Source organism: Entomohabitans teleogrylli (assembly GCF_001484765.1).
Taxonomy (GTDB): domain Bacteria; phylum Pseudomonadota; class Gammaproteobacteria; order Enterobacterales; family Enterobacteriaceae; genus Entomohabitans; species Entomohabitans teleogrylli.
Genome location: NZ_KQ947378.1, coordinates 263,762 through 289,535, shown reverse-complemented (window position 1 = coordinate 289,535; position 25,774 = coordinate 263,762). Strand labels below are relative to the sequence as shown.

Annotated in this window: 28 protein-coding genes and 1 riboswitch; of the genes, 16 read left to right on the top strand and 12 right to left on the bottom strand. The window is 57.3% G+C overall.

Annotated features, from left to right (window positions below; all coding sequences use genetic code 11):
- Nucleotides 1–48 precede the first annotated feature (48 nt).
- Nucleotides 49–612, top strand: a complete 564-nt coding sequence (locus AQ981_RS06975) for a YqgE/AlgH family protein (protein ID WP_058911032.1) — start codon at nt 49–51, stop codon at nt 610–612.
- On the top strand, nt 612–1,031 hold the full coding sequence (gene ruvX, locus AQ981_RS06970; RefSeq protein WP_058911031.1) for a Holliday junction resolvase RuvX: 420 nt from the start codon (nt 612–614) through the stop codon (nt 1,029–1,031). The genes AQ981_RS06975 and ruvX overlap by 1 nt, the downstream gene beginning before the upstream one ends.
- A 162-nt stretch (nt 1,032–1,193) precedes the next feature.
- Here ruvX and AQ981_RS06965 read toward each other — a convergent pair whose 3' ends face one another.
- Nucleotides 1,194–2,204, bottom strand: coding sequence for a type IV pilus twitching motility protein PilT (locus tag AQ981_RS06965; protein WP_058911089.1), 1,011 nt, complete (start codon nt 2,202–2,204; stop codon nt 1,194–1,196).
- A 14-nt stretch (nt 2,205–2,218) separates the two neighbouring features.
- On the opposite strand from AQ981_RS06965, the gene AQ981_RS06960 reads away from it, so the two are divergent.
- The 5 genes from AQ981_RS06960 (at nt 2,219) to hemW (ending at nt 5,578) form a co-directional block, all read left to right on the top strand.
- Complete coding sequence (locus tag AQ981_RS06960; RefSeq protein WP_058911088.1) at nt 2,219–2,932, top strand: YggS family pyridoxal phosphate-dependent enzyme; 714 nt, start codon at nt 2,219–2,221, stop codon at nt 2,930–2,932.
- 14 nt (nt 2,933–2,946) lie between these two features.
- Nucleotides 2,947–3,501 carry a YggT family protein gene (locus AQ981_RS06955; RefSeq protein WP_058911030.1) on the top strand — a complete coding sequence of 185 codons (555 nt, stop codon included), beginning with the start codon at nt 2,947–2,949 and terminating at the stop codon, nt 3,499–3,501.
- Complete coding sequence (gene yggU, locus AQ981_RS06950; RefSeq protein ID WP_058911029.1) at nt 3,498–3,785, top strand: DUF167 family protein YggU; 288 nt, start codon at nt 3,498–3,500, stop codon at nt 3,783–3,785. Before AQ981_RS06955 ends, yggU begins: the two co-directional genes overlap by 4 nt.
- Before the next feature lie 70 nt (nt 3,786–3,855).
- Nucleotides 3,856–4,449, top strand: a complete 594-nt coding sequence (gene rdgB / locus AQ981_RS06945; protein ID WP_058911028.1) for an RdgB/HAM1 family non-canonical purine NTP pyrophosphatase — start codon at nt 3,856–3,858, stop codon at nt 4,447–4,449.
- Nucleotides 4,442–5,578, top strand: a complete 1,137-nt coding sequence (gene hemW, locus AQ981_RS06940; protein ID WP_058911027.1) for a radical SAM family heme chaperone HemW — start codon at nt 4,442–4,444, stop codon at nt 5,576–5,578. The genes rdgB and hemW overlap by 8 nt, the downstream gene beginning before the upstream one ends.
- Nucleotides 5,579–5,612: 34 nt before the next feature.
- Here the strand turns inward: hemW and ftsP are convergent, their stop codons facing one another.
- From ftsP to AQ981_RS06920, 4 genes are all read right to left on the bottom strand, one after another.
- Nucleotides 5,613–7,025: a cell division protein FtsP gene (gene ftsP / locus AQ981_RS06935; RefSeq protein WP_058911026.1), complete on the bottom strand. Its 1,413-nt coding sequence runs from the start codon at nt 7,023–7,025 to the stop codon at nt 5,613–5,615.
- 135 nt (nt 7,026–7,160) lie between these two features.
- The gene (locus tag AQ981_RS06930) at nt 7,161–7,916 is read right to left on the bottom strand and encodes a 1-acylglycerol-3-phosphate O-acyltransferase (protein WP_058911025.1); all 756 of its coding nucleotides are present in this window, start codon (nt 7,914–7,916) and stop codon (nt 7,161–7,163) included.
- 275 nt (nt 7,917–8,191) lie between these two features.
- Nucleotides 8,192–10,462, bottom strand: a complete 2,271-nt coding sequence (gene parC, locus AQ981_RS06925; RefSeq protein WP_058911024.1) for a DNA topoisomerase IV subunit A — start codon at nt 10,460–10,462, stop codon at nt 8,192–8,194.
- Nucleotides 10,463–10,740: 278 nt separating this feature from the next.
- Entirely contained in the window at nt 10,741–11,130 is a 390-nt protein-coding gene (locus AQ981_RS06920; protein ID WP_058911023.1) for a YgiW/YdeI family stress tolerance OB fold protein, read from the bottom strand.
- Between the two features lie 152 nt (nt 11,131–11,282).
- On the opposite strand from AQ981_RS06920, the gene qseB reads away from it, so the two are divergent.
- The 4 genes from qseB to AQ981_RS06900 all read left to right on the top strand — a co-directional run bounded on the left by qseB (nt 11,283) and on the right by AQ981_RS06900 (nt 14,332).
- Nucleotides 11,283–11,942, top strand: a complete 660-nt coding sequence (gene qseB, locus AQ981_RS06915) for a quorum sensing response regulator transcription factor QseB (RefSeq protein ID WP_058911022.1) — start codon at nt 11,283–11,285, stop codon at nt 11,940–11,942.
- Nucleotides 11,939–13,291 carry a quorum sensing histidine kinase QseC gene (gene qseC / locus AQ981_RS06910; RefSeq protein WP_058911021.1) on the top strand — a complete coding sequence of 451 codons (1,353 nt, stop codon included), beginning with the start codon at nt 11,939–11,941 and terminating at the stop codon, nt 13,289–13,291. The genes qseB and qseC overlap by 4 nt, the downstream gene beginning before the upstream one ends.
- Before the next feature lie 110 nt (nt 13,292–13,401).
- Nucleotides 13,402–13,983 carry an NAD(P)H-dependent oxidoreductase gene (locus tag AQ981_RS06905; protein ID WP_058911020.1) on the top strand — a complete coding sequence of 194 codons (582 nt, stop codon included), beginning with the start codon at nt 13,402–13,404 and terminating at the stop codon, nt 13,981–13,983.
- Between the two features lie 31 nt (nt 13,984–14,014).
- The gene (locus AQ981_RS06900) at nt 14,015–14,332 is read left to right on the top strand and encodes a putative quinol monooxygenase (protein WP_058911019.1); all 318 of its coding nucleotides are present in this window, start codon (nt 14,015–14,017) and stop codon (nt 14,330–14,332) included.
- A gap of 130 nt (nt 14,333–14,462) precedes the next feature.
- On the opposite strand, the gene parE is transcribed toward AQ981_RS06900, so the two are convergent.
- Genes parE through nudF form a run of 5 tightly spaced genes read right to left on the bottom strand, consistent with a single transcriptional unit; the run spans nt 14,463 to nt 18,858 of the window.
- Entirely contained in the window at nt 14,463–16,355 is a 1,893-nt protein-coding gene (parE, locus tag AQ981_RS06895; RefSeq protein WP_058911018.1) for a DNA topoisomerase IV subunit B, read from the bottom strand.
- A gap of 42 nt (nt 16,356–16,397) precedes the next feature.
- A complete protein-coding gene (gene yqiA, locus AQ981_RS06890; RefSeq protein ID WP_058911017.1) occupies nt 16,398–16,973 on the bottom strand; it encodes an esterase YqiA in 576 nt (191 codons plus the stop codon).
- On the bottom strand, nt 16,973–17,800 hold the full coding sequence (gene cpdA / locus AQ981_RS06885; RefSeq protein WP_058911016.1) for a 3',5'-cyclic-AMP phosphodiesterase: 828 nt from the start codon (nt 17,798–17,800) through the stop codon (nt 16,973–16,975). Before cpdA ends, yqiA begins: the two co-directional genes overlap by 1 nt.
- Before the next feature lie 24 nt (nt 17,801–17,824).
- A complete protein-coding gene (locus AQ981_RS06880; RefSeq protein WP_058911015.1) occupies nt 17,825–18,247 on the bottom strand; it encodes a DUF1249 family protein in 423 nt (140 codons plus the stop codon).
- Between the two features lie 2 nt (nt 18,248–18,249).
- Nucleotides 18,250–18,858, bottom strand: a complete 609-nt coding sequence (gene nudF, locus AQ981_RS06875; protein WP_420809744.1) for an ADP-ribose diphosphatase — start codon at nt 18,856–18,858, stop codon at nt 18,250–18,252.
- A gap of 250 nt (nt 18,859–19,108) precedes the next feature.
- Between nudF and tolC the strand changes: the two genes are divergently transcribed.
- From tolC to AQ981_RS06860, 3 genes are all read left to right on the top strand, one after another.
- Entirely contained in the window at nt 19,109–20,539 is a 1,431-nt protein-coding gene (gene tolC / locus AQ981_RS06870) for an outer membrane channel protein TolC (RefSeq protein WP_058911013.1), read from the top strand.
- A gap of 153 nt (nt 20,540–20,692) precedes the next feature.
- Entirely contained in the window at nt 20,693–21,361 is a 669-nt protein-coding gene (locus AQ981_RS06865; protein ID WP_058911012.1) for a DUF1190 family protein, read from the top strand.
- 2 nt (nt 21,362–21,363) lie between these two features.
- A complete protein-coding gene (locus tag AQ981_RS06860; protein WP_058911011.1) occupies nt 21,364–22,524 on the top strand; it encodes a glutathionylspermidine synthase family protein in 1,161 nt (386 codons plus the stop codon).
- 45 nt (nt 22,525–22,569) lie between these two features.
- Here AQ981_RS06860 and ygiD read toward each other — a convergent pair whose 3' ends face one another.
- On the bottom strand, nt 22,570–23,358 hold the full coding sequence (gene ygiD, locus AQ981_RS06855) for a 4,5-DOPA-extradiol-dioxygenase (protein ID WP_058911010.1): 789 nt from the start codon (nt 23,356–23,358) through the stop codon (nt 22,570–22,572).
- Between the two features lie 183 nt (nt 23,359–23,541).
- Between ygiD and zupT the strand changes: the two genes are divergently transcribed.
- Nucleotides 23,542–24,309 carry a zinc transporter ZupT gene (zupT, locus tag AQ981_RS06850; protein WP_058911009.1) on the top strand — a complete coding sequence of 256 codons (768 nt, stop codon included), beginning with the start codon at nt 23,542–23,544 and terminating at the stop codon, nt 24,307–24,309.
- Between the two features lie 55 nt (nt 24,310–24,364).
- Here zupT and ribB read toward each other — a convergent pair whose 3' ends face one another.
- The gene (gene ribB, locus AQ981_RS06845; protein WP_058911008.1) at nt 24,365–25,015 is read right to left on the bottom strand and encodes a 3,4-dihydroxy-2-butanone-4-phosphate synthase; all 651 of its coding nucleotides are present in this window, start codon (nt 25,013–25,015) and stop codon (nt 24,365–24,367) included.
- A gap of 109 nt (nt 25,016–25,124) precedes the next feature.
- Nucleotides 25,125–25,273: riboswitch (FMN riboswitch) on the bottom strand.
- A 124-nt stretch (nt 25,274–25,397) separates the two neighbouring features.
- On the opposite strand from ribB, the gene ubiK reads away from it, so the two are divergent.
- Nucleotides 25,398–25,691 carry a ubiquinone biosynthesis accessory factor UbiK gene (gene ubiK, locus AQ981_RS06840; RefSeq protein WP_058911007.1) on the top strand — a complete coding sequence of 98 codons (294 nt, stop codon included), beginning with the start codon at nt 25,398–25,400 and terminating at the stop codon, nt 25,689–25,691.
- Nucleotides 25,692–25,774 lie beyond the last annotated feature (83 nt).

Below are 25,774 nucleotides of genomic sequence, written 5' to 3'. Positions count from 1 at the left end.
ATATTCAGAACTCCGGAATGTTCAACCAGGAAGGCACAAGCACCGACAATGAATTTACAGCATCACTTTCTTATCGCTATGCCGGGACTACAGGATCCGCTGTTCAGGCGTTCCGTGGTCTATATCTGCGAATATAATGACGACGGCGCGATGGGGCTGATCGTCAATAAACCGCTGGATAACCTCAGGGTCAGCGAGGTCCTGGAAAAGCTGCAGATCGCGCCGGAAGATCGCAACCCGCAGGTCAGTCTCGACAAACCGGTGTTTATCGGCGGGCCGCTGGCGGAAGATCGAGGCTTTATCCTGCACTCGCCGCCGGATATGTTTTCCTCCAGTATTCGCATCTGCGACGAGACGGTGATTACCACCTCCCGGGATGTGCTGGAGACGCTGGGCACCGACCGGCAACCCAAAAACGTTCTGGTGGCGCTCGGCTACTCCTCCTGGGAGAAGGGCCAACTGGAGCAGGAAATCCTTGAAAACGCCTGGCTGACCGCCCCGGCCGATCCGGCCATTCTGTTCAAAACCCCGGCCTCAGAGCGCTGGCGCGCGGCGGCGCAACTGATTGGCATTAATATCCACAATATGCCCCATGATGCGGGACACGCCTGATGAGCAGCGGAACATTACTGGCCTTCGACTTTGGCACCAAAAGTATCGGCGTCGCTATCGGGCAGCGCATTACCGGCACCGCCCGCCCCCTGGCGGCGCTCAAGGCCCGGGACGGTACGCCGGACTGGAGCGCCGTTGAGCGGCTGCTAAAAGAGTGGCAGCCGGAAGCAGTGGTTGTCGGTCTACCGTTGAATATGGACGGTACCGAGCAACCGCTGACCGCCCGGGCGCGCAACTTCGCCAACAAGGTCCATGGTCGTTTCGGTGTGGCTATTCAGCTTCACGACGAGCGACTGAGCACCGTAGAGGCGAAATCCGGGCTGTTTGAGCGCGGCGGCTTTCGGGCGTTGAATAAGGGCAGCGTGGATTCAGCATCGGCGGTGATTATTCTGGAAAGCTGGTTTGAGCAGCATCCCTGACGCTGTCTGTCTGCGAACATCGGATAACAGCCTCCAGCCTCCAGCCTCCAGCCTCCAGCCTCCAGCCTCCAGCCTCCAGCCTCCAGCCTCCAGCCTCCAGCCTCCAGCCTCCAGCGTCCAGCGTCCAGCGTCCAGCGTCCAGCGTCCAGCGTCCAGCGTCTTTCAGCTATCATGATCCCCCATATCGCCTGGCGCAACCCGCCCCTGCAGGCGGCGCTGAGCCAGACTGCGTGCGAAATCCTGCATCCCGGACTGTAACCCGGTCTGAATCAGCCCCGGTAGTTGATGGTTCTTCCCGTCGCGGATCGTGCAGGCCACCGCCGGGGTATTGACCAGCAGCTCAAACAGCGCCACGCGCCCGCCGCTACAGGCTGGCACCAGCCGTTGGGCCACAACCCCCCGCAGACAATCCGCCAGTTGCGCGGCGATCAACGGCTTTTCCTCGGCGGCAAACACGTCGGTGATGCGCGCCACCGCCTGTGCCGCGCCGCGAGTATGTAACGTCGCCAGCACCAGGTGGCCGGTCTCCGCCGCCGTCAGAGCCAGACGAATCGTCTCGCTGTCGCGCAGTTCTCCGAGCAGTATCACATCCGGATCCTCACGCAGCGCTGCCCGCAGCCCGGCGGCGAAAGAGCCGCAGTGAACGCCGACCTCGCGCTGCTGGATTAAACTCCCGGCGGAGCCATGCAGGTATTCAATCGGATCCTCAAGGCTAATGATATGTTTACCGCCGCCCTGATTAAGGAAATCAACCATCGCCGCCAGGGTGGTAGACTTACCGCTCCCGGTCGCACCGGTCACCAGCAGCAGTCCGTTGTCCGAGCGCAGTAGCGTGGTCAAATGCTCCGGCGCTTCCAGCTCCGCCAGTTCCGGACAGCGCCACGGCAGGATACGCAGCGCCAGTGAAATGCCCTGGCGCTGGTGAAAAGCGTTAGCCCGCAACCGCTGTCCGTCCGCCAGGGTGACGGCGAAATCCAGTTGGCCGCGCGACGCCAGGCGCTCTTTTTGTTCCGCAGACAGCCACGAGGCCAGCAGTTGCTCCGGCGGCGGCGCGCCGACGGGCATTGTTTCCAGTACGCCGGCTTTGCGCCAGCGGGGAACTTCCCCGGTACACAGGTGTAGATCCGAGGCGTAATGCTTTACACTAAGGGCTACGATTTGTTCCATAGTCAGACATTCCAGGTTCCATGAACGATATAGCCGACAATTTAGCCCAGGTTCGCCAGCGGATCTCAGCGGCTGCACAGCGCTGCGGCCGATCTTCAGAAGAAGTTACGCTGCTTGCAGTCAGTAAAACTAAACCTGCGAGCGATGTCGAAATGGCCATCGCCGCCGGGCAGCGCGCCTTTGGCGAAAACTATGTCCAGGAAGGGGTGGAGAAAATTCGCTACTTCCGCGAACAGCGCCAGACCGACTTAACATGGCACTTTATCGGGCCGCTGCAGTCCAACAAAAGCCGTCTGGTAGCGGAGCACTTCGACTGGTGCCACACCGTCGACAGGCTACGGATCGCCACCCGGCTCAGCGAACAGCGTCCTGCCGGGTTGGCGCCGCTTAACGTGCTAATTCAAATTAATATCAGCGACGAGCACAGCAAGTCCGGCATCGCGCTGGAAGAACTGGAGGCGCTGGCGCAACAGGTCGCCGCTTTGCCGGGCCTGACATTACGCGGGCTGATGGCGATTCCGGCGCTGGAAATCGATTACCACAAGCAGTTTGCGGTCGCCAGTCAAATGGCGGTAGCATTCGGGCGGTTAAAAGCGCGCTATTCCACGGTGGATACGCTGTCCCTCGGTATGACCGATGACATGGAAGCCGCGATTGCCGCCGGCAGTACGTTGGTACGCATTGGCACTGCGATTTTTGGGGCGCGTCACCCTGCGGCGCGCCCGGCACAATAACACTGAGGAACCCCATGCTGACATTGACTTTCCTGGTCAAAACGCTGATTGAGCTGTACGTGATGGTGCTGCTGTTGCGCATCTGGATGCAGTGGTCGCGCTGTGATTTCTATAATCCGTTTTCGCAGTTTATCGTCAAAATCACCCAGCCGGTCATCGGACCGTTACGCCGGGTCATCCCGTCGCTGGGGCCGATCGACACGGCATCGCTACTGCTGGCGTTTATTCTGACCACGCTGAAATATCCGCTCCTGTTGCTGATTCAGTCCGGCGCGCTGAGCCTCGATCCGATGAACCTGCTGGTAGGGCTGCTGTCGCTACTGAAATCCGCCGGTTCACTGGTATTCTGGGTGATTATTATCCGTTCAATTATGAGCTGGATAAGCCAGGGGCGCAGCCCGATCGAGTACGTGCTGATGCAGATGACCGAGCCGATGATGGCGCCGATCCGGCGCATTATTCCGGCGATGGGCGGCATTGATTTTTCAGCGATGGGCGTGATTCTGATTCTCTATTTACTGAACTATCTCGGCATGGATCTCTTTCCGGGGCTCTGGTATCTGCTGTGAGCGCCGTCGCGACCGTAGAAGACGGCCTGGTGCTGCGGCTCTATATCCAGCCCAAAGCCAGCCGGGACAGTATAATCGGGCTACATGGCGATGAGCTAAAAGTCGCCATCACCGCCCCGCCAGTGGATGGCCAGGCAAACGCGCACCTGATGAAGTTTCTGGCGAAACAATTCCGGGTGGCGAAAAGCCAGATTACGATCGAAAAAGGCGAACTGGGTCGCCACAAGCAGGTACATATCATCCACCCGCAGCAAATACCGTCAGAAATCGCGGCATTTCTGTAGTACCGCTCCCAATACACGCCCGATCCCGGCTCCGGGGTCGGGTTATTTTATTCATTCAAGGACTTAGATCATGCAAAAAGTCGTTCTTGCCACAGGTAACGCGGGGAAGGTTCGCGAACTGGCCGATCTGCTGCACGACTTCGGCTTTGATGTCGTCGCGCAGACTGAAATGGGCGTCGACTCCGCCGAAGAGACCGGTTTAACCTTTATTGAAAACGCGATCCTCAAGGCGCGCCATGCCGCGAAAATCACTGGTCTGCCGGCCATTGCCGACGATTCCGGTCTGGCGGTGGACGCGCTCGGCGGCGCTCCGGGGATCTACTCCGCCCGCTACGCAGGCGAAGACGCCAGCGACCGCAAGAATCTCGAAAAACTGCTCGACGTCATGAAAGCGATTCCTGATGGCCAGCGTCAGGCGCAATTCCACTGTGTGCTGGTTTACCTGCGCCACGCTGACGATCCGACCCCGCTGGTCTGTCACGGCAGTTGGGCCGGCGCCCTCGCCCACCAGCCGGCCGGAGACGGCGGCTTTGGTTACGATCCCATCTTTATGGTACCAGGGGCCAGAAAAACCGCTGCCCAACTGACCCGGGATGAAAAACGCGCCATCTCTCATCGCGGTCAGGCTCTGAAATTACTGCTGGAAGCCCTGCGCAATGGCTGATATGCCGCCCCTGAGCCTGTATATCCATATTCCGTGGTGCGTGCAGAAATGCCCGTACTGCGATTTCAATTCCCACGCGCTGAAAGGGGAAGTGCCCCACGACGATTATGTTCAGCATTTGCTGGCCGATCTGAACCGGGACAGCGAGCAGGTGCAGGGGCGCACCGTCAGTACAATTTTTATTGGCGGCGGTACACCCAGCCTGCTTTCCGGGGAGGCGATGCAGACGCTGCTCGACGGCGTGCGCGCCCGGCTGCCGTTGGCCCGGGATGCGGAAATTACGATGGAAGCCAATCCCGGCACCGTCGAAGCGGACCGCTTTGCCCGCTATCAGCAGGCAGGCATTAACCGTATTTCGATAGGCGTACAGAGTTTCAGTCCGCAAAAGCTCCAGCGCCTGGGCCGTATCCACGGCCCGCAAGAGGCGCGCCGGGCGGCGCAGATGGCTGCCGGGCTGGGGTTGCGCAGCTTTAACCTGGACCTGATGCACGGGTTGCCGGATCAGTCGCTGGATGAGGCGCTGGACGATCTGCGCCAGGCTATCGCCCTTAATCCGCCGCATCTCTCCTGGTATCAGTTAACCATTGAACCAGGCACACTGTTTGGATCGCGTCCGCCGGTCCTGCCGGATGACGATGCGCTGTGGGAGATTTTCGAACAGGGCCACGCTCTGCTGAGCGCCGCCGGTTATCAGCAGTACGAAACCTCCGCCTACGCCCGGCCTGATTACCAGTGCCAGCACAACCTCAACTACTGGCGCTTTGGCGATTATCTCGGTATTGGCTGCGGCGCCCACGGCAAAATTACCGCGCCGGACGGGCAGATCGTGCGCACGGTAAAAACCCGTCATCCACGCGGCTATATGCAGGGTAACTACCTGGACAGGCAACATCATGTCGAGACGCAGGAACGGCCATTCGAGTACTTTATGAACCGTTTCCGCCTGCTGGAACCGGCCCCGCGCGTTGAATTCAGCCGTTTCACCGCGCTGGATGAAACCGTGATTCGCCGGCAGATCGACGCCGCGCTGGCGCAGGGGTATTTGACGGAAACCGACCAGTACTGGCAGGTAACCGAGCACGGCAAGCTATTTCTCAACTCATTGCTGGAACTGTTCCTGGCGGAATAAACCGTCAGCGCCTCTCCCGGCGGAGAGGCTCAAATCAGGAGGCGGGCTGTACCAGTAACTGGCCGATAGATCCGCGATCGGCCATCTCCAGCGTCTGGCTGGAATAGAGGAACGGGAAGTGCGACCAGGAGGGCTGCCCAAAGTAAACCAACAGCTCTACCTGGCCATCGACCCACACGGTATCTTTCCAGCCGCGATCTTCCGGGAACGGCGCCGCGCCGTTGACATTGCGCACCAGAAAGCTGACGCCTTCGATATGGAACGCCTGCGGCATATCGGCGCGCACCGTCCAGCGCTCCCAGGTTCCCTGGCGGGCTTCAATATCCACCCGCGTCATATCCCAGAGCTGGCCGTTAATCCCCGGCTCGTCGTTAAGAGTAATATCGCGATTGCGCACCGGCGCGCCGTTAACAATCTCATCGGGAAGCAGACGCCGCGGCAGACTGTCGGTCACCAGCGGCAGCAGCCCGGTGGGGCGCAGGGTCAGCACCAGCGTGGAGATCAGTATGGTCGAAGGCTCGAAGAAGCCACGAATGCGATCCATCAGGCTGGCGGCCTCGCCGCAGGTAATTGAAACCTCCTGGCCGTTGGTCATATCCACAAGGATTTCGCGCCGCTCGCCGGGCGCCAGCGACAACTGTTTTACCGACACCGGCGCTGGCAGAAAACCCTGATCGCTGGAAATGACGTGCAACGGCCGGCCATCGCTCATCTGTAACTGATAGCGGCGCGCGTTAGAAGCGTTGAGCAAACGCAGACGCACCCAGCCGCGGGAAACCTCCACATACGGGCTTTGTACGCCGTTGACCAACAGAGTATCGCCGATAAATCCGCCGCCCCCTGGCTCGCTGTATTCCGGCGCGCCAAAGTTATCCAGGCGCTTATCCTGAATAATGACCGGGAAATCATCTACCCCATAATGGGCGGGAATCGGCAGAGATTTGCTGACCTCATCCTCCACCAGCCACATCCCGCATAGCCCTTTATACACCTGCTCCGCTGCGCGGTTTGGCGTATTGGCCCGATACCACAGCGTGGCGGCCTGCTGGCGGATTGGCAATACCGGCGCCCAGTCGGCATTGGGCGACATCATACGCGCGGCGCCGCCAATTAGCGGACCGGGAACCTGCAACCCGCAAACCGTCATCGCCACGTTTTCCTGGAGACGATTGCTGTAAATCATCTTGACGTCATCCCCGCTCCACACGCGAATGGTTGGCCCCATGTAGCTACCGTTAAAACCCCAGACCGGCGATTTAGCGCCGCCAGTAAATGACCAGTGGGCGCGCTGCATGGTTAAAAACAGCGGCTGACCGCGCCGGGATTCCAGTAACGGAGGAACCGGCAGCGGCTGCTGCTGCCCGGCGGCAACGGCCCTCAGCGGCACCGAACCCGCGCACAGCGCAACGCTGGTAGCCTGAATAAACTGACGCCGACTGAGTGACATAATTGCTCCATGTAAAACTGGCTAACATTAAGGCAGGCGCCGCCTGCCATTAAAGAAATACCCGTTAGTTGCATGGCCGGCGATATACCGACGCCTGCGTTTCCACCTGACCCGCGCTGCGGGTCATCTTTGCGCTCAGTTCGCCTCTTTGCGGGTTACCGAACCACTTGCTTCGCGCTGCGCGACTTCTTCATTCAGCGCCGCCAGCTTCGCTTCCATCAACTGGCGGCAGTGGGCCGCCAGGTCGCGAACCTGCTCTTTGTTATAGCCTGAAATATCCACCGGCGGCAGCATTTCAACAATCACCAACCCGTTATTCCAGCGGTTCAGCTTGATCTTATTGTTGGTATTCGACACACAGATCGGAATGATCGGCACGCCGGCGGCAATCGCTGCGTGAAACGCCCCGGTTTTAAACGGCAGCAACCCTCTTCCCCGGCTGCGGGTCCCTTCCGGAAACATCCAGATGGAAATTTTCCGGCGCTTAAACTGTTTCACGACTTCAGCGATTGTGCTGTGGGCGCTGGTGCGGTTATTGCGGTCGATAAGCAGATTACCGGTCAACCAGTAGAGCTGGCCGAAAAAGGGGATCCATACCAGGCTTTTCTTCCCGACGGTTACCGTGGTGGGTTGCACAATATTAGACGCGGTCACCATGTCATAATTATTCTGGTGATTGGCGATATAGATAGCATTACCGTACTGCTCTGCCCCGGCGGGTTTACGCGTTTCAACGCGCAGTCCGAATACCGGCGCCAGCCGCCCGAAAAGATGGCCGAAGGTCGCCACATGGCGCGGGTTGCGCGGGCTGAACAGACAATAAATCGAACCGAATATGCATACCAGAATGCAGTAAATAACCACAATAATAAAACGAACAATCGCTAGCATAACAACCTCTGAAGCCGCATCCACCGACCAGTATACACATCATCACTCACACTGCCTCGTCGCGGGTTGCGATCGCACACCGCCAGCGACCCTGGCCGATGCTGTGTGAATACCGGCGGTACCGCAAACACACCGTTATTCCCGGCCCGCTTCCTGATTAATGGTGGAGTCTCAGGGCCACGAAAAGGCTATTGTTATGCGCATCGCGCTGACAAACAATGCCCACAGGGAAAAATAGCGGAGAAAATGCGGCGGCCAAATTGACCGCCGCTGTGTTACTCCTCTGAGTCGCCGACCCCAGGCCGCGGCGGCGAATCAATCTCAATACGGTCAATACGCTGCAGACCGCGCATCAGTGTACCGCGCCGGCCGCGCTCGCCGCGCACTTTCTGAAGCTCTTCAGGCCGCAGTTTCAGCTTGCGTTTACCAACATGTACCGTTACCGAGCTTCCCGGCGGCAGGATATTGAGGTACGCCAGTTTATCGTCCCCTTTCGCCGCTTCCGCAGACGGAATCGAGATAATCTTGTTGCCCTTACCTTTCGACAACTGCGGCAAGTCGCTGACCGGGAACATCAGCATCCGGCCTGCGGCAGTGATCGCCAGCAGCATATCGTCCTCATTGTCGATCTCCAGCGGCGCCATGACATGAGCGTTATCCGGCAGAGTAATCAATGTCTTACCGGCCCGGTTACGCGCCACCAGATCGTTAAAGGTGCAGACAAAACCATAACCGGCGTCGGAGGCCATCAGCAGTTTCTGCTCGTCGGCCGCCATCAGCAGATGCTCTACCACCGCCCCCGGCGGCAGGGTCAATTTGCCGGTAATCGGCTCCCCCTGGCCACGGGCTGAGGGCAGAGTGATCGGATCCAGCGCGTAGCTGCGCCCGGTGGAGTCAATGAACACCACCGGCTGGTTACTTTTCCCTTTCGTGGCGGCCAGATAACTGTCCCCGGCTTTATAGCTCAGCCCGCTGGCGTCGATATCATGTCCTTTGGCGCTGCGCACCCATCCCATCTGCGACAGCACGATAGTCACCGGTTCGGAAGGCAGCATGTCATGCTCGTTCATCGCTTTCGCTTCACTGCGTTCATGCAGCGGCGAACGACGATCGTCGCCATAAGCTTCGGCATCGGCCTGCAGCTCTTTTTTGAGCAGATTATTCATTTTGCGCTCAGAGGCGAGAATGCCCTGCAACTGGTCGCGCTCTTTCTCCAGATCGCTCTGCTCGCCGCGGATCTTCATCTCTTCAAGTTTGGCGAGGTGGCGTAGTTTCAGCTCCAGAATCGCTTCCGCCTGCGTTTCTGACAGGCTAAAGCGCTCCATCAGCACCGGTTTCGGCTCATCTTCGCTGCGGATGATGTGAATCACTTCGTCGATATTCAGGAACGCCGCCAGCAAACCGTCGAGGATATGCAGGCGTTTCAGCACCTTCTCGAGACGGTAGTTAAGGCGGCGGCGCACCGTGTCGCGGCGGAAAGCCAACCATTCGGTGAGGATTTCATGCAGGTTTTTCACCGCCGGACGGCCATCCAGACCAATCATGTTGAGATTGATGCGGTAGCTCTTTTCCAGATCGGTAGTGGCGAACAGGTGATTCATCACCTGCTCCATATCCACCCGGTTGGAGCGCGGCACGATCACCAGCCGGGTTGGGTTTTCATGATCGGACTCATCGCGCAGATCGTCGACCATCGGCAGCTTTTTAGCGCGCATCTGGCTGGCTATCTGCTCCAGCACCCGGGCGCCGGAGACCTGGTGCGGCAGCGCGGTAATCACCATCGCGCCGTCTTCTTTTTTCCACACTGCGCGCATTCTCACCGAACCGCGGCCGCTCTGGTAAATTTTACGAATCTCATGGGCGGAGGTGATAATTTCCGCTTCAGTGGGGTAATCCGGCCCGGGGATAATATCCAGCAGCTCATCGAGAGAGGTTTTAGGATTTTCAATCAGGGTAATCGCCGCCTGAGCCACTTCCCGCAGGTTATGGGGCGGGATATCCGTCGCCATCCCGACGGCAATCCCGGTGGTGCCATTGAGCAAGATGTTCGGCAGGCGCGCCGGCAGCATCTTCGGTTCGTTGAGAGTGCCGTCAAAGTTGGGTATATAGTCCACCGTCCCCTGGCCAAGCTCGCGCAGCAACACATCGGCATATTTAGAAAGACGGGATTCGGTATAACGCATCGCCGCGAAAGACTTAGGATCGTCCGGCGCCCCCCAGTTCCCCTGACCATCCACCAGCGGGTAACGGTAGGAGAACGGCTGGGCCATCAACACCATCGCCTCATAGCAGGCGCTATCGCCGTGAGGATGGTATTTACCCAACACGTCCCCCACGGTACGGGCGGATTTTTTAAACTTGGCGCTGGCGTTCAACCCCAGTTCCGACATGGCGTAGACAATACGTCGCTGAACCGGCTTCAGACCGTCGCCAATAAACGGCAACGCGCGGTCCATGATGACGTACATGGAGTAGTTCAGGTAGGCATTTTCCGTAAATTCATGCAGCGCAAGACGCTCTGCACCATCATGAGTCAGATCGCTCATTAATCGTTAATCCTCAGTCTCTCCGGCCGTAGCTGCGATATACCTGTCATTATTTAAGCTGCGCCGCAGCGGCAAGCGGAAAAAAATCCCGGACGGGATTTCTGCGCGCGGCCGACAAACAGGCAGCTCAAAACGAAGGGTATCAACGGCAATATTGCCGCCGATAGTACCGCATCTGCCCTGCTTAGTCACAGGGGGAGTGATATCTTTGCACAATGAGGATAGCAGGGAACGCCAGGCGCAGGGACAGCGGACCGGGTTAGCGGCCCGCTGCGGGTTTACTGACTGATTTTCGTAATCTGTTTCACATCGATTTCGACCGAATTCCAGTCTTTGTCCACTTCCCCCTGAATTTCCACTTTATCCTGGGGCGTGACATTCTGGCCGTTCCAGTGCTTGTTATCGATATCCACATGAATGGTGCCGCTGGCGTCGCGGAACAGGTAGAGATCGTCGGACAGGCGCTGCTCAATGTTACCGCGCAGGATAACCCAACTGTCATCGCGCAGAGTTTTGGCTTTTTCCACCGTGGTCACGCTAACGCCAGGGCCGCTGAACCCGCCGCTCTGCCGGGTCGCCTGTGGCCCGTTGAACCCGCCTCCCTGCTGAGCCATTACCGGTGCAGCGCACAGTGAAAGAACTGCTAATAATGTAGCCATTTTTTTCATGGGTTTTTCCTCCTTCAAATCCCGTTTACCACGTTATTAAAACCCACAGTTCTTAACAGGTTCTTAAGATGCGGAAAAAAAGATTTCCACTGTACATCCCGGCAATGACGGGGTATTACAGCACCAGGATGGGCGTAAAACAGGAGCGTGGAATGCGAATACTGCTGATTGAGGATGATCCGCTGATTGGCGATGGTATTCAGGCGGGTCTGAACAAAATGGGTTTCAGCACCGACTGGTTCAGTGACGGGCCGCAGGGAAAAAACGCCCTCGCCAGCGCCCCTTACGATGCCGTAATCCTTGATTTAACACTGCCGGGCCTCGACGGCCTTGATATACTGCGCGACTGGCGTAATCAGGGCCTGAAAACCCCGGTACTAATCCTCACCGCCCGGGACGCGCTGGAACAGCGGGTCGAAGGGCTACGCCAGGGCGCCGATGACTATCTGTGCAAACCCTTCGAACTGGTCGAAGTCGCAGCGCGCCTGGAGGCGCTGATTCGCCGATCCCATGGCCAGACCCGGGCACTGCTGACCCACGGCGCGGTGGCGCTCGATCCCGCCGGGCTTACCGCCACCGTCAACGGTGAGCCGCTAACCCTGAAACCGAAAGAGTTTGCGCTGCTGGAATTGTTGATGCGCAACGCCGGTCGGGTACTGCCGCGCAAGCTGATCGAAGAAAAGCTCTACAACTGGGACGATGAAGTCTCCAGCAACGCCGTCGAGGTGCATGTCCACCACCTGCGCCGGAAACTGGGTTCGACATTTATCCGCACCGTCCACGGTATCGGTTACACGCTGGAAACCCCATGAAGCTGCCCCGGTTAATGAACCTGAAAACCCGGCTGGCGCTGGGTATGATCCTGCTGGCGACGCTGGCGTGGATCGGCGCCAGTCTGGCGGCCTGGCAGGAGACTCGCCAGAAACTCGATAAACTGTTCGATACCCAGCAAATGCTGTTCGCCAAACGGCTGAGCGTGATGCCGCTGGAGAACAGCGCCCTGCGCCCGCTGGAAAAAAGCAAACAAATGATCCGCAATAATCGCGGCGCGCAGGATGATGACACTCTGGCCTTCGCCATTTTTTCCGCCGATGGCGCGATGTTGCTGCACGACGGCGACAACGGCCCGGCCATTCCATGGCGCTACCAGGGCGATGGGTTTACTAATGGCTATCTTAACGGTGACGACGATGAGTGGCGCTTTTTCTGGCTGACGTCGGCGGACGGGAAATACCGTATTGCGGTAGGCCAGGAGCAGGACTATCGCCACGAAATGGCGCTGGATATCGTTACCGGCCAGATGGCGCCGTGGCTGACGGCGCTGGTACTGATGGTCGTCCTGATGATCTGGCTGTTGATCCGCGAAATGAGCCCCATCGCCAGCCTGGCCCGCGAGTTGCGGCAGCGCCAGGCAGACAACACCACGGCGCTGAAAACAGCCGATGTTCCCGGCGAAGTACGCCCGCTGGTGGAAGCCCTGAACCAACTCTTCGCCCGGACCCGCGCCTGGATGGCCAGGGAAAGGCAATTTACTTCGGATGCCGCCCACGAACTGCGCAGCCCGCTAACGGCGCTGAAGGTTCAGGCGGAAGTGGCGCAACTGGCCCATGACGATGCGCAGGGCCGCCGCCAGGCGCTGGATAATCTGCATCAGGGCGTGGATCGCGCTTCGCGGCTGGTCGATCAGCTCCTGACCCTGTCGCGCCTTGATTCACTGGAATCCCTTGACGGCGTGGAAACCTGTGCGCTGGATGCGTTGATCCAGCAGGCGATCATGGACATCTATCCGCAGGCCACCCAGGCCGATATCGACATTCGCTACCGGCTTATCGCTTCCCCGGCGCCGCGCCTGATCCAGCCGCTGTTGTTCAGTCTGCTGGCGCGCAACCTGCTGGATAACGCCCTGCGCTACACGCCGGCGGGCAGTCTGGTGGATGTGGTGGTCGAAGTGAACGGCTTTACCGTCAGCGATAACGGGCCAGGAGTCAGTGGCGAAGCGCTGGAGCGCCTTGGCGAACGTTTCTACCGCCCTCCCGGGCAGAAAAAAACCGGCAGTGGGCTCGGTCTGTCTATCGTGCAGCGGATCGCCGCCCTGCACCAAATGCGCGTCACCTTCAGTAACCGCCCGGAGGGTGGCTTCAGCGTGCGGATCAGCTGGTAGCTGGTCAATTATTGCAGTAAAAGCAAAAGTATTTGAACATTATTAGCATTTAAACCATTCACAAAACGGATTAACATTCGTGACAAACATCACATTTTAAGGTTTACAACATGAGCAACATTTTAATTATCAACGGCGCGAAAAAATTCGCCCACTCTAATGGCCAGTTGAATGACACCATGACCGAGGTTGCCGAAAGCTTCCTGCGCGACGCCGGTCACGACGTAAAAGTGGTACGCGCCGAAAGCGATTACGATGTGAAACAAGAAGTGCAGAACTTCCTGTGGGCAGATGTGGTTATCTGGCAGATGCCTGGCTGGTGGATGGGCGCCCCGTGGACGGTGAAAAAATATATCGATGATGTCTTTACTGAAGGCCACGGCTCCCTGTACGCCAGCGATGGTCGCACCCGCTCCGACGCGTCTAAAAAATATGGCTCCGGCGGCCTGGTGCAGGGCAAAAAATATATGCTTTCCCTGACCTGGAATGCGCCAATGGAAGCCTTTACTGAAGAAGATCAGTTCTTCCACGGCGTGGGAGTGGATGGCGTCTATCTGCCGTTCCATAAGGCTAACCAGTTCCTGGGCATGGCGCCGCTACCGACCTTTATCGCCAATGACGTTATCAAAATGCCTGATGTCCCGCGCTACATCGCAGAATATCGCAAGCATCTTGGTGAAATTTTTGGTTAACTGAAAGCCTGATCAAAAAGGAGTGAGTGTCATGCTGACAGTGATAGCAGAAATTCGTACCCGTCCGGGGCTACACCATCGCCAGGCCGTGCTGGACGTATTTAAAAAGATTACCCCTACGGTGCTTCAGGAAGAGGGTTGCCACGGCTATGCCCCGCTGGTGGATCATAACGCCAACGTGGAGTTTCAGGCCACGGCGACAGATTCCATCATCATGCTGGAAAAGTGGGAAACGGTCGCACATCTGGAAGCGCACCTGCAAACCCCGCATATGAAGGCATTTGCCCAGGAGACGAAGGACGACATTCTGGATATGCACATTCGCATTCTGGAAGACGGGCTGCGCTAAGCCAACCCGTAGCGGCAGAATAAAGGCGGTGATTCCACCGCCTGAGTATTTAACCGCCGTTGATTTAAACCCGCCGCAAATCCCCGGCCAGTAAAAATCCGCTCAGGGTAATTTCCCTGAGCCGTCGTACTCACACTTCAAGATCCGCGAGATCGCCTTTTTCCTGTAGCCAGTTACGCCGATCCTCAGAGCGTTTTTTCGCTAACAGCATGTCCATCACCGCCAGCGTTTTGTCAGTATTTTCGTCGTCGATAGTCAGTTGCACCAAGCGGCGGGTATTGGGATCGAGGGTAGTTTCACGCAACTGCATGGGGTTCATCTCCCCCAGACCTTTAAAGCGCTGCACATTCGGCTTCCCTTTCTTGCGCTTAAGCTGTTCCAGTACCCCGGCTTTCTCTTCCTCGTCCAGCGCGTAATACACCTCTTTGCCAAGATCGATACGGTACAGCGGCGGCATTGCCACATAAACATGACCATCTTTCACCAGCGTACGGAAATGGCGCACGAACAGCGCGCACAGCAGAGTCGCGATATGCAAACCATCGGAATCCGCATCCGCGAGAATACAGATCTTACCGTAGCGCAACTGGCTCAGATCCTCGCTGTCCGGATCCATCCCGATCGCTACCGAAATATCGTGGACCTCCTGCGAGGCCAGCACTTCGTCGGATGACACTTCCCAGGTGTTGAGGATCTTGCCCTTCAGGGGCATGATAGCCTGATACTCGCGATCGCGCGCCTGTTTGGCGGAACCGCCCGCCGAGTCCCCTTCCACCAGGAATAGCTCGGTGCGATTAAGATCCTGCGCGGTACAGTCCGCCAGCTTGCCCGGCAGCGCCGGCCCGCTGGTGAGCTTTTTGCGCACCACTTTTTTCGCCGCCCGCATTCGCCGCTGGGCGCTGGAAATCGCCATTTCCGCCAGCTGTTCCGCGGCCTGCACATTCTGATTCAGCCACAGGCTAAAGGCGTCTTTCACCACGCCGGAAACAAAGGCCGCGCACTGGCGCGAAGAGAGGCGCTCTTTAGTCTGGCCGGCAAACTGCGGATCCTGCATTTTCACCGACAGCACGTAGGCGCAGCGTTCCCAGATATCCTCCGCGGAGAGCTTGACGCCACGCGGCAGAATATTGCGGTATTCACAGAATTCGCGCATCGCATCCAGCAGCCCCTGGCGCAGACCGTTGACATGGGTGCCGCCGAGCATGGTCGGAATCAGGTTAACATAGCTTTCGGTAAGCAGATCGCCGCCTTCCGGCAGCCACAGCAGCGCCCAGTCCACCGCTTCCGTCTCACCGCTGAAGTTGCCGATAAAGGGTTTTTCCGGCAGCGTCACCAGACCGTTGACCGCCTCGCACAGATAATCATTCAGGCCATCCTGATAGCACCAGCGCTGCTCCGTGTTGTTCACCTCATCTTTAAAGGTGATTTCCACTCCGGGACACAGCACCGCTTTCGCTTTCAGCAAATGCGCCATACGGGAAACAGAAAAGCGCGGACTGTCAAAGAAGGATTCATCCGGCCAGAAGTGGACACTGGTGCCGGTATTGCGTTTGCCGCAGGTGCCGACCACCGTCAGATCCTGCACCTTCTCGCCATTTTCAAAGGCGATACTGTAAACCTGACCATCGCGGCGCACCGTCACTTCCACACGCCGCGACAGGGCGTTAACCACCGAGATACCGACGCCGTGCAGGCCGCCGGAGAACTGGTAATTCTTATTGGAGAACTTGCCCCCGGCGTGCAGCCGGCAGAGGATCAGCTCAACGGCGGGCACGCCTTCTTCCGGATGAATATCCACCGGCATTCCGCGCCCGTCATCAATGACTTCCAGGGACTGATCGGCATGCAGGATCACGTCTACGCGTTTAGCGTAGCCGGCCAGCGCTTCGTCCACACTGTTATCAATAACTTCCTGCCCCAGATGGTTCGGGCGAGTGGTATCGGTATACATCCCCGGGCGGCGGCGGACCGGCTCAAGCCCGGTGAGTACCTCAATGGCATCAGCGTTATATGATTGCGTCATGATTTAATCGTTCAGATAACCAAACAGGGGTCGCTTCCCGGCTTACTGAAGCCCAAGGAAATCGACAATCTGTGTGAAATGATTTTCAAAGCCAGTGAATGCGTGGTTTCCCCCCTGCTCCACCGTCTGACGACAGGAGGCGTAGTACGCCACCGCCTGGCGGTAATCCAGCACTTCATCACCGGTCTGCTGTAGCAACCAGATAAGATCCGGCGCCTCCAGCGGGTCAATTTGCATGACTTTGAGATCATAAATATGGCGAGACTCTAACACATATTGCTGGCCCGTCCACGGATTCTCGTTTTCGCCCAGATAGTCAAGCAACAGTTCAAAGGGGCGCACCGACGGATTCACCACCACCGCGGGCAGCATAAAACACTGGGACAGCCAGGTCGCATAATAGCCCCCCAGCGACGATCCGACGATCCCCAGCGGCGCGCCGCCATGTTCCAGCACGATACCCTCCAGCAGTTCCGCCGTCGCTTCCGGAAAGGGAGGAAGCTGCGGCACTACCATTTCAATGTGCGGATGATGGGCGCTGAGCCACTGTTGCAGGCTGGCTGCTTTTGCGGAACGCGGCGAACTATTGAATCCGTGTAAATAGAGGAGCGTAGCCATCAGTATCCTTCTGAAGCAGTATCAGGGCTGAAATGAGCCTCTTCCAGGCGGCAGACGCCGGTCGTGAGGGCGCCATCTGGGTGCAGTTCCAGCCAGCGCCAGCCTGGCGCGATGGTATCAAGCGTAAAGTTAGCGCAGTGCGGCTTAAATTGTACGCAGGTTGAAGGGGTAGCCAGAACCCGACGGCCATTCCAGTCGACGTCCAGTTCCTGGTGAATATGCCCGCACAGCAGGGTCGTGACCTGCGGGTAGCGGCACAGGATGTGATCCAGCGCCGGCGCATTGCGCAGACTGTGCTGGTCCAGCCAGCTACAGCCGGCGGGCAGCGGATGATGGTGCAACAAAAGCAGAGTATGGCGCTGCGGATCCGCTTTAAGCCGACGCTCCAGCCATTCCAGTTGATAGTCGCTGAGTTCGCCGTGCGGTACGCCAAATACCTGACTATCCAGCAGGATGATTTGCCATTTAGCGCCGATAAGCACCTGTTTGGCGCAGGAAATGCCCGCTTCCTGAAGCGCGCTAAACATTGCTGGCTGAAAATCGTGGTTTCCCGGCAACCAGACGCAGGGCATGGTGAAGCCGGCAATACCTTCAGCAAAATGGTGATACGCCTGCGCGGTATGATCCTGGGCCAGATCGCCGGTGGCGACGATCAAATCATAGTGCGCCTGCTGGCGATGGATCGCCGCGATAACCGCCTGGTAACTCTCCCAGGTGTTTACGCCAAGCAATGTTTCGCCCTTTCCGGCAAACAGATGGGTATCAGTGATTTGTAAAATCCTGATGCTGGCCTCTTCGGCAACAGGAATCTTTAACAGGCTTTCCAAATGGTGTCCTTAGGTTTCACGACGCTAACAAACCGGAACCGCCACCGCTCCATGCGCTAAACAGTAGCGCAACCAATCAGCAAGAAACTGGTTAATTTGATGCTTTTCGTCGCGTTGATGCAACTTTTTATTCGGATAATCATAACGCGCTTTAAAACGAAAGATCTGCTGGCTCGAACACACTTCGGCGACCATCGCATCATGATAGAGCCGCACCGTCATTGAGGGCAGGCTCCAGTAGCTGATCGCTGGCACCGTCTGTACTATCTCCACCAGTGTAGTGTAACGGGTAGACTCCAGCACCGTTAACCGGTATTGCGCATTATTAACCTGATAACTTACCATCGCGCCCGGCTCGTCCTGGCGCGGCAACAGGCGACGCAACTGGGCGAAATTGGTTTCGCACAGTCTCATCATTTCTGGAAAATCAGGCGTATAGCGCTTCATGTTCAGATATTCCACTCTTTTTGCAAATTCTCATAGTGCAGCTGCAACCATTGCAGGGCGATGACTGACGCTGCGTTATCAATTTTCCCCTCTTCCACCCACCGGTAAGCCTGTTCCCGACTTACCACCTGAACCCGAATATCTTCGTTTTCATCCGCCAGGCCATGAATTCCATGGGCGCTGGCGGCATCCACTTCCCCGGCGACGATAGATAACCGCTCGCTGGTGCCGCCGGGGCTGGCCAGATAGCTGAGTACCGGCTTAATACGTCCTACCGTGATACCCGCCTCCTCCATCGCTTCGCGCCGCGCTACGTCTTCAACGGTTTCGCCCACTTCAATCATGCCGGCGACCATTTCCAGCAGCCACGGAGTTTCACTGCTATTCAGCGCCGCAATACGTATCTGCTCGATCAGTACCACTTCATCGCGCACCGGGTCATAGGGTAGCAGTACGGCGGCATGGCCGCGCTCAAAAATTTCGCGCTGAACCTCACCACTCATTTCCCCGCTGAATAGACGATGGCGAAAACGATAAAGATTGAGCGAAAAAAAACCGCGATAAAGCGTTTCACGTGCAATAATTTCTACATCGTTTTTGGTGAAGTTCATGGCTGGCGCGTTCGACGTGTTGGTCATAATGATGTCCACTAGCTATGGTGATGAATTAAGCGATTTCAAGCTTGTCCGAAGACAGTTACTGGCGATAATAGCTATCTTGCTTAGGGAAATTGCTGAAAAGGGCGCTGCATGGCACATTAGGCCAACCTTAACTGCTGGCGCATTCGGTTAAAATCGGCGATCATTTTCGACACTTGTCAGCGCTAACAAAACAATTTCTGCTTCACAACAAGGAATGCAAATGAAGAAACTGCTCCCACTACTTATCGGTCTGAGCCTGACAGGGTTCAGCGCCATGAGCCAGGCAGAAAACCTGTTGCAGGTTTATCAGCAGGCGCGCCTCAGCAACCCGGATCTGCGCAAATCCGCTGCTGACCGTGATGCTGCGTTTGAGAAAATTAACGAAGCACGCAGCCCGCTACTGCCGCAACTCGGTCTGGGTGCAGATTATACCTACAGTAACGGCTACCGCGATAGTAACGGCGTGAACTCTAATGCCACCAGCGCGTCGTTATCCCTGACTCAGACCATTTTTGACATGTCAAAATGGCGGGCGCTGACTCTACAGGAAAAGACCGCCGGCATTCAGGACGTCACTTATCAGACCGATCAGCAAACGCTGATCCTCAATACCGCGACAACCTATTTCGAAGTGCTGAACGCCATCGACACGCTTTCCTATATTGAAGCGCAGAAACAGGCCATTTATCGCCAGTTAGATCAGACGACCCAGCGTTTTAACGTCGGCCTGGTGGCGATCACCGACGTTCAGAACGCCCGCGCCCAGTACGACAGCGTGCTGGCCGACGAAGTCACCGCCCGCAACAACCTTGATAACGCGGTGGAAAAACTGCGTCAGGTGACCGGCAACTACTATCCGCAACTGGCGTCCCTGAATGTCGCAGGTTTTAAAACCAATAAACCGCAGACGGTGAACAACCTGCTTAAAGAAGCGGAGCAGCGTAACCTGAGCCTGTTGCAGGCGCGTCTGAGCCAGGATCTGGCCCGCGAACAGATCCGCTATGCCCAGACCGGCCATATGCCGACCCTGAGCCTGAGTGCCTCAACCGCGGTGTCCGATACCAGCTATAGCGGCTCCAAAACTAACGGCGCCCAGTATGACGACAGCAACATCGGTCAGAATAAAGTCGGTCTGACGTTCTCGCTGCCACTGTATCAGGGCGGTTCAGTGAACTCCCAGGTTAAACAGGCGCAGTATGCGTTTGTCGGCGCCAGCGAACAACTGGAAAGCGCCCACCGTACCGTGATTCAGAACGTGCGTTCATCCTATAACAACATCAATGCTTCCATCAGTAGCATTGCCGCCTACCAGCAGACCGTGGTTTCTGCGCAGAGCTCCCTTGATGCGATGGAAGCCGGCTACTCGGTGGGTACCCGTACGATTGTTGATGTGTTGAACGCCACCACCACGCTGTACAACGCCAAACAACAACTGGCGAATGCCCGTTATAACTACCTGATCAACCAACTGAATGTGAAATCGGCATTAGGTACCCTTAACGAGCAGGATCTGGTGGCGCTGAACAACACTTTAGGTAAACCGGTTTCCACCACCCCGGATGTGGTCGCCCCGGAAACTCCGCAGCAAAATGCAGCGGTAGCCCAGGCGGCATCAACTACCAGTAACGGAAATAATCCGTTCCGTCACTAAAAGCCGTATCCAGGGCGTGCGTGCACGCCCTTTTTTACGTAAGACAACGTAAAGATCTCCGCCGGGCATCCGCTTTTCGCTTTAATTTCAACCATCCATCCCCTATCCTTAAGCACTACAGATCGACAATCCCCTGGGCTCAGGAAGACAAAAATGAAACGGACAAAAAAGATAAATCACGCGGCGTTTCGCAAAAGCTGGAACGCAAAACATTTAACTCCGGTAGCGCTGGCCATCACCGCTGTTTTTATGCTGGCGGGCTGTGAGCAGAGCGATGAGACCGTCTCGCTCTACCAGAACGCCGACGACTGTTCGCAGGCCAATCCGGGTAAAAGCGCCGAATGTACCACCGCGTACAACAGCGCCCTGAAAGAAGCGGAGCGCACCGCGCCGAAATACGCCACCCGCGAAGACTGTATCGCCGAATTTGGCGAAGGCCAGTGCCAGCAGGCGCCGGCTCAGGCCGGTATGGCCGGTGAAAACCAGGCTCAGGCGCAGTCCAGCGGCAGTTTCTGGATGCCGCTGATGGCAGGTTACATGATGGGTCGCCTGATGGGCGGCGGCGCAGGCTTTGCGCAGCAGCCGCTGTTCTCGTCGAAAAACCCGGCCAGCCCGGCATACGGAAGATACACCGACGCCGCCGGCAAAAACTATGGTGCCGCCACCCCGGGTCGTACCATGACGGTACCGAAAACCGCGATGGCGCCGAAACCGGCCACCACGTCGACAATCACCCGCGGCGGTTTCGGAGAGTCGGTCGCTAAACAGAGCACGATGCAGCGCAGCGCTACCGGCAGCACCAACCGCTCAATGGGTGGCTAAGCATGGAACGTATCGCTATCAGCGAACGCCCGGACTGGCGTGAAAAAGCCACCGAGTACGGTTTTAACTTTCACACCATGTATGGGGAACCGTACTGGTGTGAAGACGCTTATTACCAGTTTACGCTGGCCCAGATTGATCGCCTGGAAGAGGTGACGGCGGAGCTGCACCAGATGTGTCTGCAGGTAGTAGATAAAGTCGTCGCCAGCGATGAGCTGATGGCGAAGTTCCGCATACCGAAACACACCTGGGAGTTTGTCCGCCAGTCCTGGCGTTCCGGCCAGCCTTCGCTCTATTCGCGCCTCGATCTCGCCTGGGACGGGAAAGGCGAACCGAAGCTGCTGGAAAATAATGCCGATACGCCAACCTCCCTGTACGAGGCGGCGTTTTTTCAGTGGATCTGGCTGGAAGATCAACTCAACGCCGGCCAACTTGCGGCGGGCAGCGATCAGTTCAATAGCCTGCAGGAAAAGATCATTGAGCGCTTTGCCGAACTGAAAACCCGCTACGGGTTTAACCTGCTGCATATCGCCTGCTGCCGGGATACCATCGAAGATCGCGGTACCGTGCAGTACCTGCAGGACTGTGCCGCAGAGGCGGAGCTGCCGAGTGAGTTTCTGTACATCGACGATATCGGCCTCGGGGAAAAAGGGCAGTTTACCGATCTACAGGATCAGGTGATCAGCAATCTGTTCAAGCTCTATCCCTGGGAATTTATGCTGCGCGAGATATTCTCCACCAAACTGGAAGATGCCGGCGTGCGCTGGCTGGAGCCAGCCTGGAAGAGCATCATCTCCAACAAAGCGCTGCTGCCGATGCTCTGGGAGATGTTCCCCAACCATCCGAACCTGTTACCGGCGTATTTTGCCGAAGACGACTACCCGGCGATGGATAAATATGTAGTGAAGCCGATCTTCTCCCGGGAAGGAGCCAACATACAGATCATCGAAAACGGTCAGGAGATCGCCCGGGTCGACGGGCCTTACGGTGAGGAAGGTATGATTGTTCAGCAATTCTGCCCGCTGCCGAAGTTCGGCGACAGCTATACGCTGATCGGCAGTTGGCTAATTGACGATCAGCCAGCCGGTATCGGCATCCGGGAGGACCGCGCATTGATCACTCAGGATCTTTCACGCTTCTATCCGCATACCTTTATTGAATAATCTTTCCGGGCAGGCGCCATCTCAGGCCCTGCCCGTCTTCTCTTTTTAGCCGATCTGTACCGACAGCATACTCAGGGATCCCATCTCGATACCGTCGACAGGTACACTGATCGGTTCCTGACCATCCCAGGTACCCAGCACATACAGCAGCGGCAGAAAGTGATCCGCCGTCGGGTTAGACAGCGAACCGCCTTCATGATCCAGATAATGCGCCAGCGGATGCGCCTCATCGGGTCCTTTCCACGCCAGATTAGCATGAACGAAATCATTAAAAGATGTCGCCCACGGATACGGCGTGCTCTCGCCGTGCCAGCGCGCGGTACGCAGGTTATGTACTACGTTGCCGCTGGCAACCACCATAATGCCTTCATCACGCAGCGCCGCCAGCTTACGACCCATCTCCAGGTGCCAGAGCGCAGGCCTGGTACTGTCAATACTGAGCTGCACCATTGGAATATCCGCCTGCGGGTACATTTTAATCAGGACGCCCCAGGAGCCGTGATCGAATCCCCAGGCTTCTTTATCCTGAATCACCGGCACCGGCGCCAGCCGTTCTGCTACCCGCTGCGCCAGCGCCGGGGAGCCGGGCGCCGGATAGCGCATGTCGTACAGCGCCTGCGGAAAACCGCCAAAATCATGGATAGTCTGCGGGTGTTCCATCGCCGTTACCCCGGTACCGCGGGTAAACCAGTGCGCGGATATCACAACGATAGCCTTTGGCCGCGGTAGCGTCTCTCCCAAATGCTGCCACGCCCGGGTATATTGGTTATCTTCCAGCACGTTCATCGGGCTACCATGGCCAAGGAACAGTGCCGGCATACGGGAGGAGGTCATTTGCTCTATCCTTCAGGGTTATCTGCTTAATAACCACAGACTACGCGCTTTCGCGCCGGGAAGAACTCAGATAACCATGATGAAGATCTTCAGTAAATTTGAAGTTCACGCCCGGAACCTCCCTCGTATTTTCCGGAAAGGGACTTTACTATTCTTAAGAGTGTTGTTTAAAAGGAGCGTTTTATGTCGGTACCGCTGATCCTGACTCTACTGGCCGGGGGAGCCACATTTATTGGCGCCCTACTGGGCGTTCTCGGGCAGAAGCCGTCAAACCGGGTGCTGGCGTTTTCTCTGGGCTTTGCCGCCGGGATCATGCTACTTATTTCCCTGATGGAAATGTTGCCGGCGGCATTGCATACCCCCGGTATGTTTCCACTACTGGGCTACGGCATGTTTATGGTCGGCTTGCTGGGCTATTTCGCCCTCGATCGCTGTCTGCCCCACGCTCATCCGCAGGATTTGATGGACCACGCCCCGCGGCCGCGCAATCTGCGGCGCACCGCCATTCTGTTGACGCTGGGTATCAGCCTGCACAACTTCCCGGAAGGTATTGCCACCTTTGTAACCGCCAGCAGCAACCTTGAGCTGGGATTCGGGATCGCGCTGGCGGTCGCCCTGCACAATATCCCTGAAGGGCTGGCGGTCGCCGGCCCAGTCTACGCGGCCACCAATTCAAAGCGTAAAGCGCTGTTCTGGGCCGGGCTGTCCGGATGCGCGGAAATCTTTGGCGGTATTCTGGCGTGGTTGATTCTGGGCAGTATGGTATCACCGGTGGTGATGGCGGCGATTATGGCCGCGGTGGCCGGCATTATGGTGGCGCTCTCGGTGGACGAACTGATGCCGCTGGCTAAAGAGATCGATCCTGCCAACAACCCCAGCTACGGCGTGCTGTGTGGGATGTCGGTCATGGGCCTCAGCCTGACCGCCCTGCAAAGCGCCGGGATCGGCTGATTCAGAGACACAAAAAAACCGGCTGAACGCCGGTTTTTTTTATGCCTATCGCCGGTTAGCCGGCTTTACGCTGTTCGTGAGCCTGGCGGTAAGCCACCAGATCCTCAATCGTCACCACGGCCATATCGTGTTTGCCGGCGAAAGCGATACATTCCGGCGCCCGGGCCATACTACCGTCGTCGTTAGTCAGTTCACACAGCACGCCGGCAGGCTTCATTCCGGCCAGCGTCACCAGATCGATGGTAGCCTCCGTGTGGCCGCCACGGGTCAGTACCCCGCCAGGCTGAGCGCGCAGCGGGAACACATGCCCCGGGCGGTTGAGATCGCTCGGTTTGGCGCCATCGGCAATCGCCGCACGCACGGTGGTCACACGATCCGCGGCGGATACGCCGGTGGTGACGCCGCTGGCGGCTTCGATAGTGACCGTAAACCCGGTGCCGTAGGCGCTGGTGTTATGATCCACCATCATCGGCAAATCCAGCTGCTGGCGGCGATCTTCGGTAATGCACAGGCAGACAATGCCGCTTCCGTGGCGAATGGTCAGCGCCATCTGTTCAACGGTCATGGTTTCAGCGGCAAAGATCATATCGCCTTCGTTTTCACGATCTTCATCGTCCAGCACCATTACGCCGCGGCCTTCGCGCAGCGCAGACAGTGCCAGTTCAACACGTTCGAAAGGTGTACCTGTAAGTAGCGTCTGATTCATGGTAAGAATGCCTCATTAAAATTATCGATTACCAGAATCAGGGCAGTCTTAGGAGTGCCGGAATGCGGCTAAATAAATAACGCGAGCGGGCACGCAAGCCCGACTGGACCGTTATCCTCTCCCATCCGGACTTTAACCGTCGGCCCCGGAATTACACCGGATCTGCTGACCTCCGGAAATCATCCGGAGCGCTCGCGGGCTTTCAGCGTCTGCTGATTTACCGCCGGTGGGGAGTTTCACCCCGCCCTGAGAATAAGCGGATTTACTATAACGCTAATATTTGCCCCCGGCAATCCATCAAAGCCACGTATTTCCGGTTTATCCCCCGCGAGACACACATTACAATGGAATGTATTCACCCATTCACCAGCAGGAAATCACGATGATTGACCCGAAAAAAATTGAACAGCTCGCTCGTCAGGTCCATGAGTCCATGCCTAAAGGCGTGCGCGAGTTCGGGGAAGATGTGGAGAAGAAAATCCGCCAGGTGTTACAGGCGCAATTAACCCGTCTTGATCTGGTCAGCCGCGAAGAGTTTGATGTTCAGACTCAGGTACTGCTGCGCACCCGCGAAAAAATCGCCCTGCTGGAACAGCGTCTGACCGAGCTGGAAAATCGCCAGTCGGCGGCTAACGCGCCGGCACCGGCGATCCCGCCGGTAGAGAATCAGGAGTAACCCCCCCTGGTTCCTGGGGGAAACCGGCCGCCGCCGCGGACGCAGAGTATAATGTGCGTCGCGGCGCCAGTGTATTCAAGGAA

Excerpts from the sequence above, each read along its gene's own strand:
- yqiA (WP_058911017.1), bottom strand. The coding sequence starts at position 16,973 with ATGGCTACGCTCCTCTATTTACACGGATTCAATAGTTCGCCGCGTTCC.
- qseB (WP_058911022.1), top strand. The coding sequence starts at position 11,283 with ATGCGAATACTGCTGATTGAGGATGATCCGCTGATTGGCGATGGTATT.
- AQ981_RS06880 (WP_058911015.1), bottom strand. The coding sequence starts at position 18,247 with ATGAAGCGCTATACGCCTGATTTTCCAGAAATGATGAGACTGTGCGAA.
- ftsP (WP_058911026.1), bottom strand. The coding sequence starts at position 7,025 with ATGTCACTCAGTCGGCGTCAGTTTATTCAGGCTACCAGCGTTGCGCTG.
- hemW (WP_058911027.1), top strand. The coding sequence starts at position 4,442 with ATGGCTGATATGCCGCCCCTGAGCCTGTATATCCATATTCCGTGGTGC.
- parE (WP_058911018.1), bottom strand. The coding sequence starts at position 16,355 with ATGACGCAATCATATAACGCTGATGCCATTGAGGTACTCACCGGGCTT.
- AQ981_RS06920 (WP_058911023.1), bottom strand. The coding sequence starts at position 11,130 with ATGAAAAAAATGGCTACATTATTAGCAGTTCTTTCACTGTGCGCTGCA.
- qseC (WP_058911021.1), top strand. The coding sequence starts at position 11,939 with ATGAAGCTGCCCCGGTTAATGAACCTGAAAACCCGGCTGGCGCTGGGT.
- AQ981_RS06930 (WP_058911025.1), bottom strand. The coding sequence starts at position 7,916 with ATGCTAGCGATTGTTCGTTTTATTATTGTGGTTATTTACTGCATTCTG.
- AQ981_RS06975 (WP_058911032.1), top strand. The coding sequence starts at position 49 with ATGAATTTACAGCATCACTTTCTTATCGCTATGCCGGGACTACAGGAT.
- AQ981_RS06960 (WP_058911088.1), top strand. The coding sequence starts at position 2,219 with ATGAACGATATAGCCGACAATTTAGCCCAGGTTCGCCAGCGGATCTCA.
- AQ981_RS06860 (WP_058911011.1), top strand. The coding sequence starts at position 21,364 with ATGGAACGTATCGCTATCAGCGAACGCCCGGACTGGCGTGAAAAAGCC.
- rdgB (WP_058911028.1), top strand. The coding sequence starts at position 3,856 with ATGCAAAAAGTCGTTCTTGCCACAGGTAACGCGGGGAAGGTTCGCGAA.
- AQ981_RS06905 (WP_058911020.1), top strand. The coding sequence starts at position 13,402 with ATGAGCAACATTTTAATTATCAACGGCGCGAAAAAATTCGCCCACTCT.
- AQ981_RS06900 (WP_058911019.1), top strand. The coding sequence starts at position 14,015 with ATGCTGACAGTGATAGCAGAAATTCGTACCCGTCCGGGGCTACACCAT.
- ruvX (WP_058911031.1), top strand. The coding sequence starts at position 612 with ATGAGCAGCGGAACATTACTGGCCTTCGACTTTGGCACCAAAAGTATC.
- nudF (WP_420809744.1), bottom strand. The coding sequence starts at position 18,858 with ATGAACTTCACCAAAAACGATGTAGAAATTATTGCACGTGAAACGCTT.
- ygiD (WP_058911010.1), bottom strand. The coding sequence starts at position 23,358 with ATGACCTCCTCCCGTATGCCGGCACTGTTCCTTGGCCATGGTAGCCCG.
- ubiK (WP_058911007.1), top strand. The coding sequence starts at position 25,398 with ATGATTGACCCGAAAAAAATTGAACAGCTCGCTCGTCAGGTCCATGAG.
- AQ981_RS06955 (WP_058911030.1), top strand. The coding sequence starts at position 2,947 with ATGCTGACATTGACTTTCCTGGTCAAAACGCTGATTGAGCTGTACGTG.
- AQ981_RS06865 (WP_058911012.1), top strand. The coding sequence starts at position 20,693 with ATGAAACGGACAAAAAAGATAAATCACGCGGCGTTTCGCAAAAGCTGG.
- ribB (WP_058911008.1), bottom strand. The coding sequence starts at position 25,015 with ATGAATCAGACGCTACTTACAGGTACACCTTTCGAACGTGTTGAACTG.
- zupT (WP_058911009.1), top strand. The coding sequence starts at position 23,542 with ATGTCGGTACCGCTGATCCTGACTCTACTGGCCGGGGGAGCCACATTT.
- parC (WP_058911024.1), bottom strand. The coding sequence starts at position 10,462 with ATGAGCGATCTGACTCATGATGGTGCAGAGCGTCTTGCGCTGCATGAA.
- tolC (WP_058911013.1), top strand. The coding sequence starts at position 19,109 with ATGAAGAAACTGCTCCCACTACTTATCGGTCTGAGCCTGACAGGGTTC.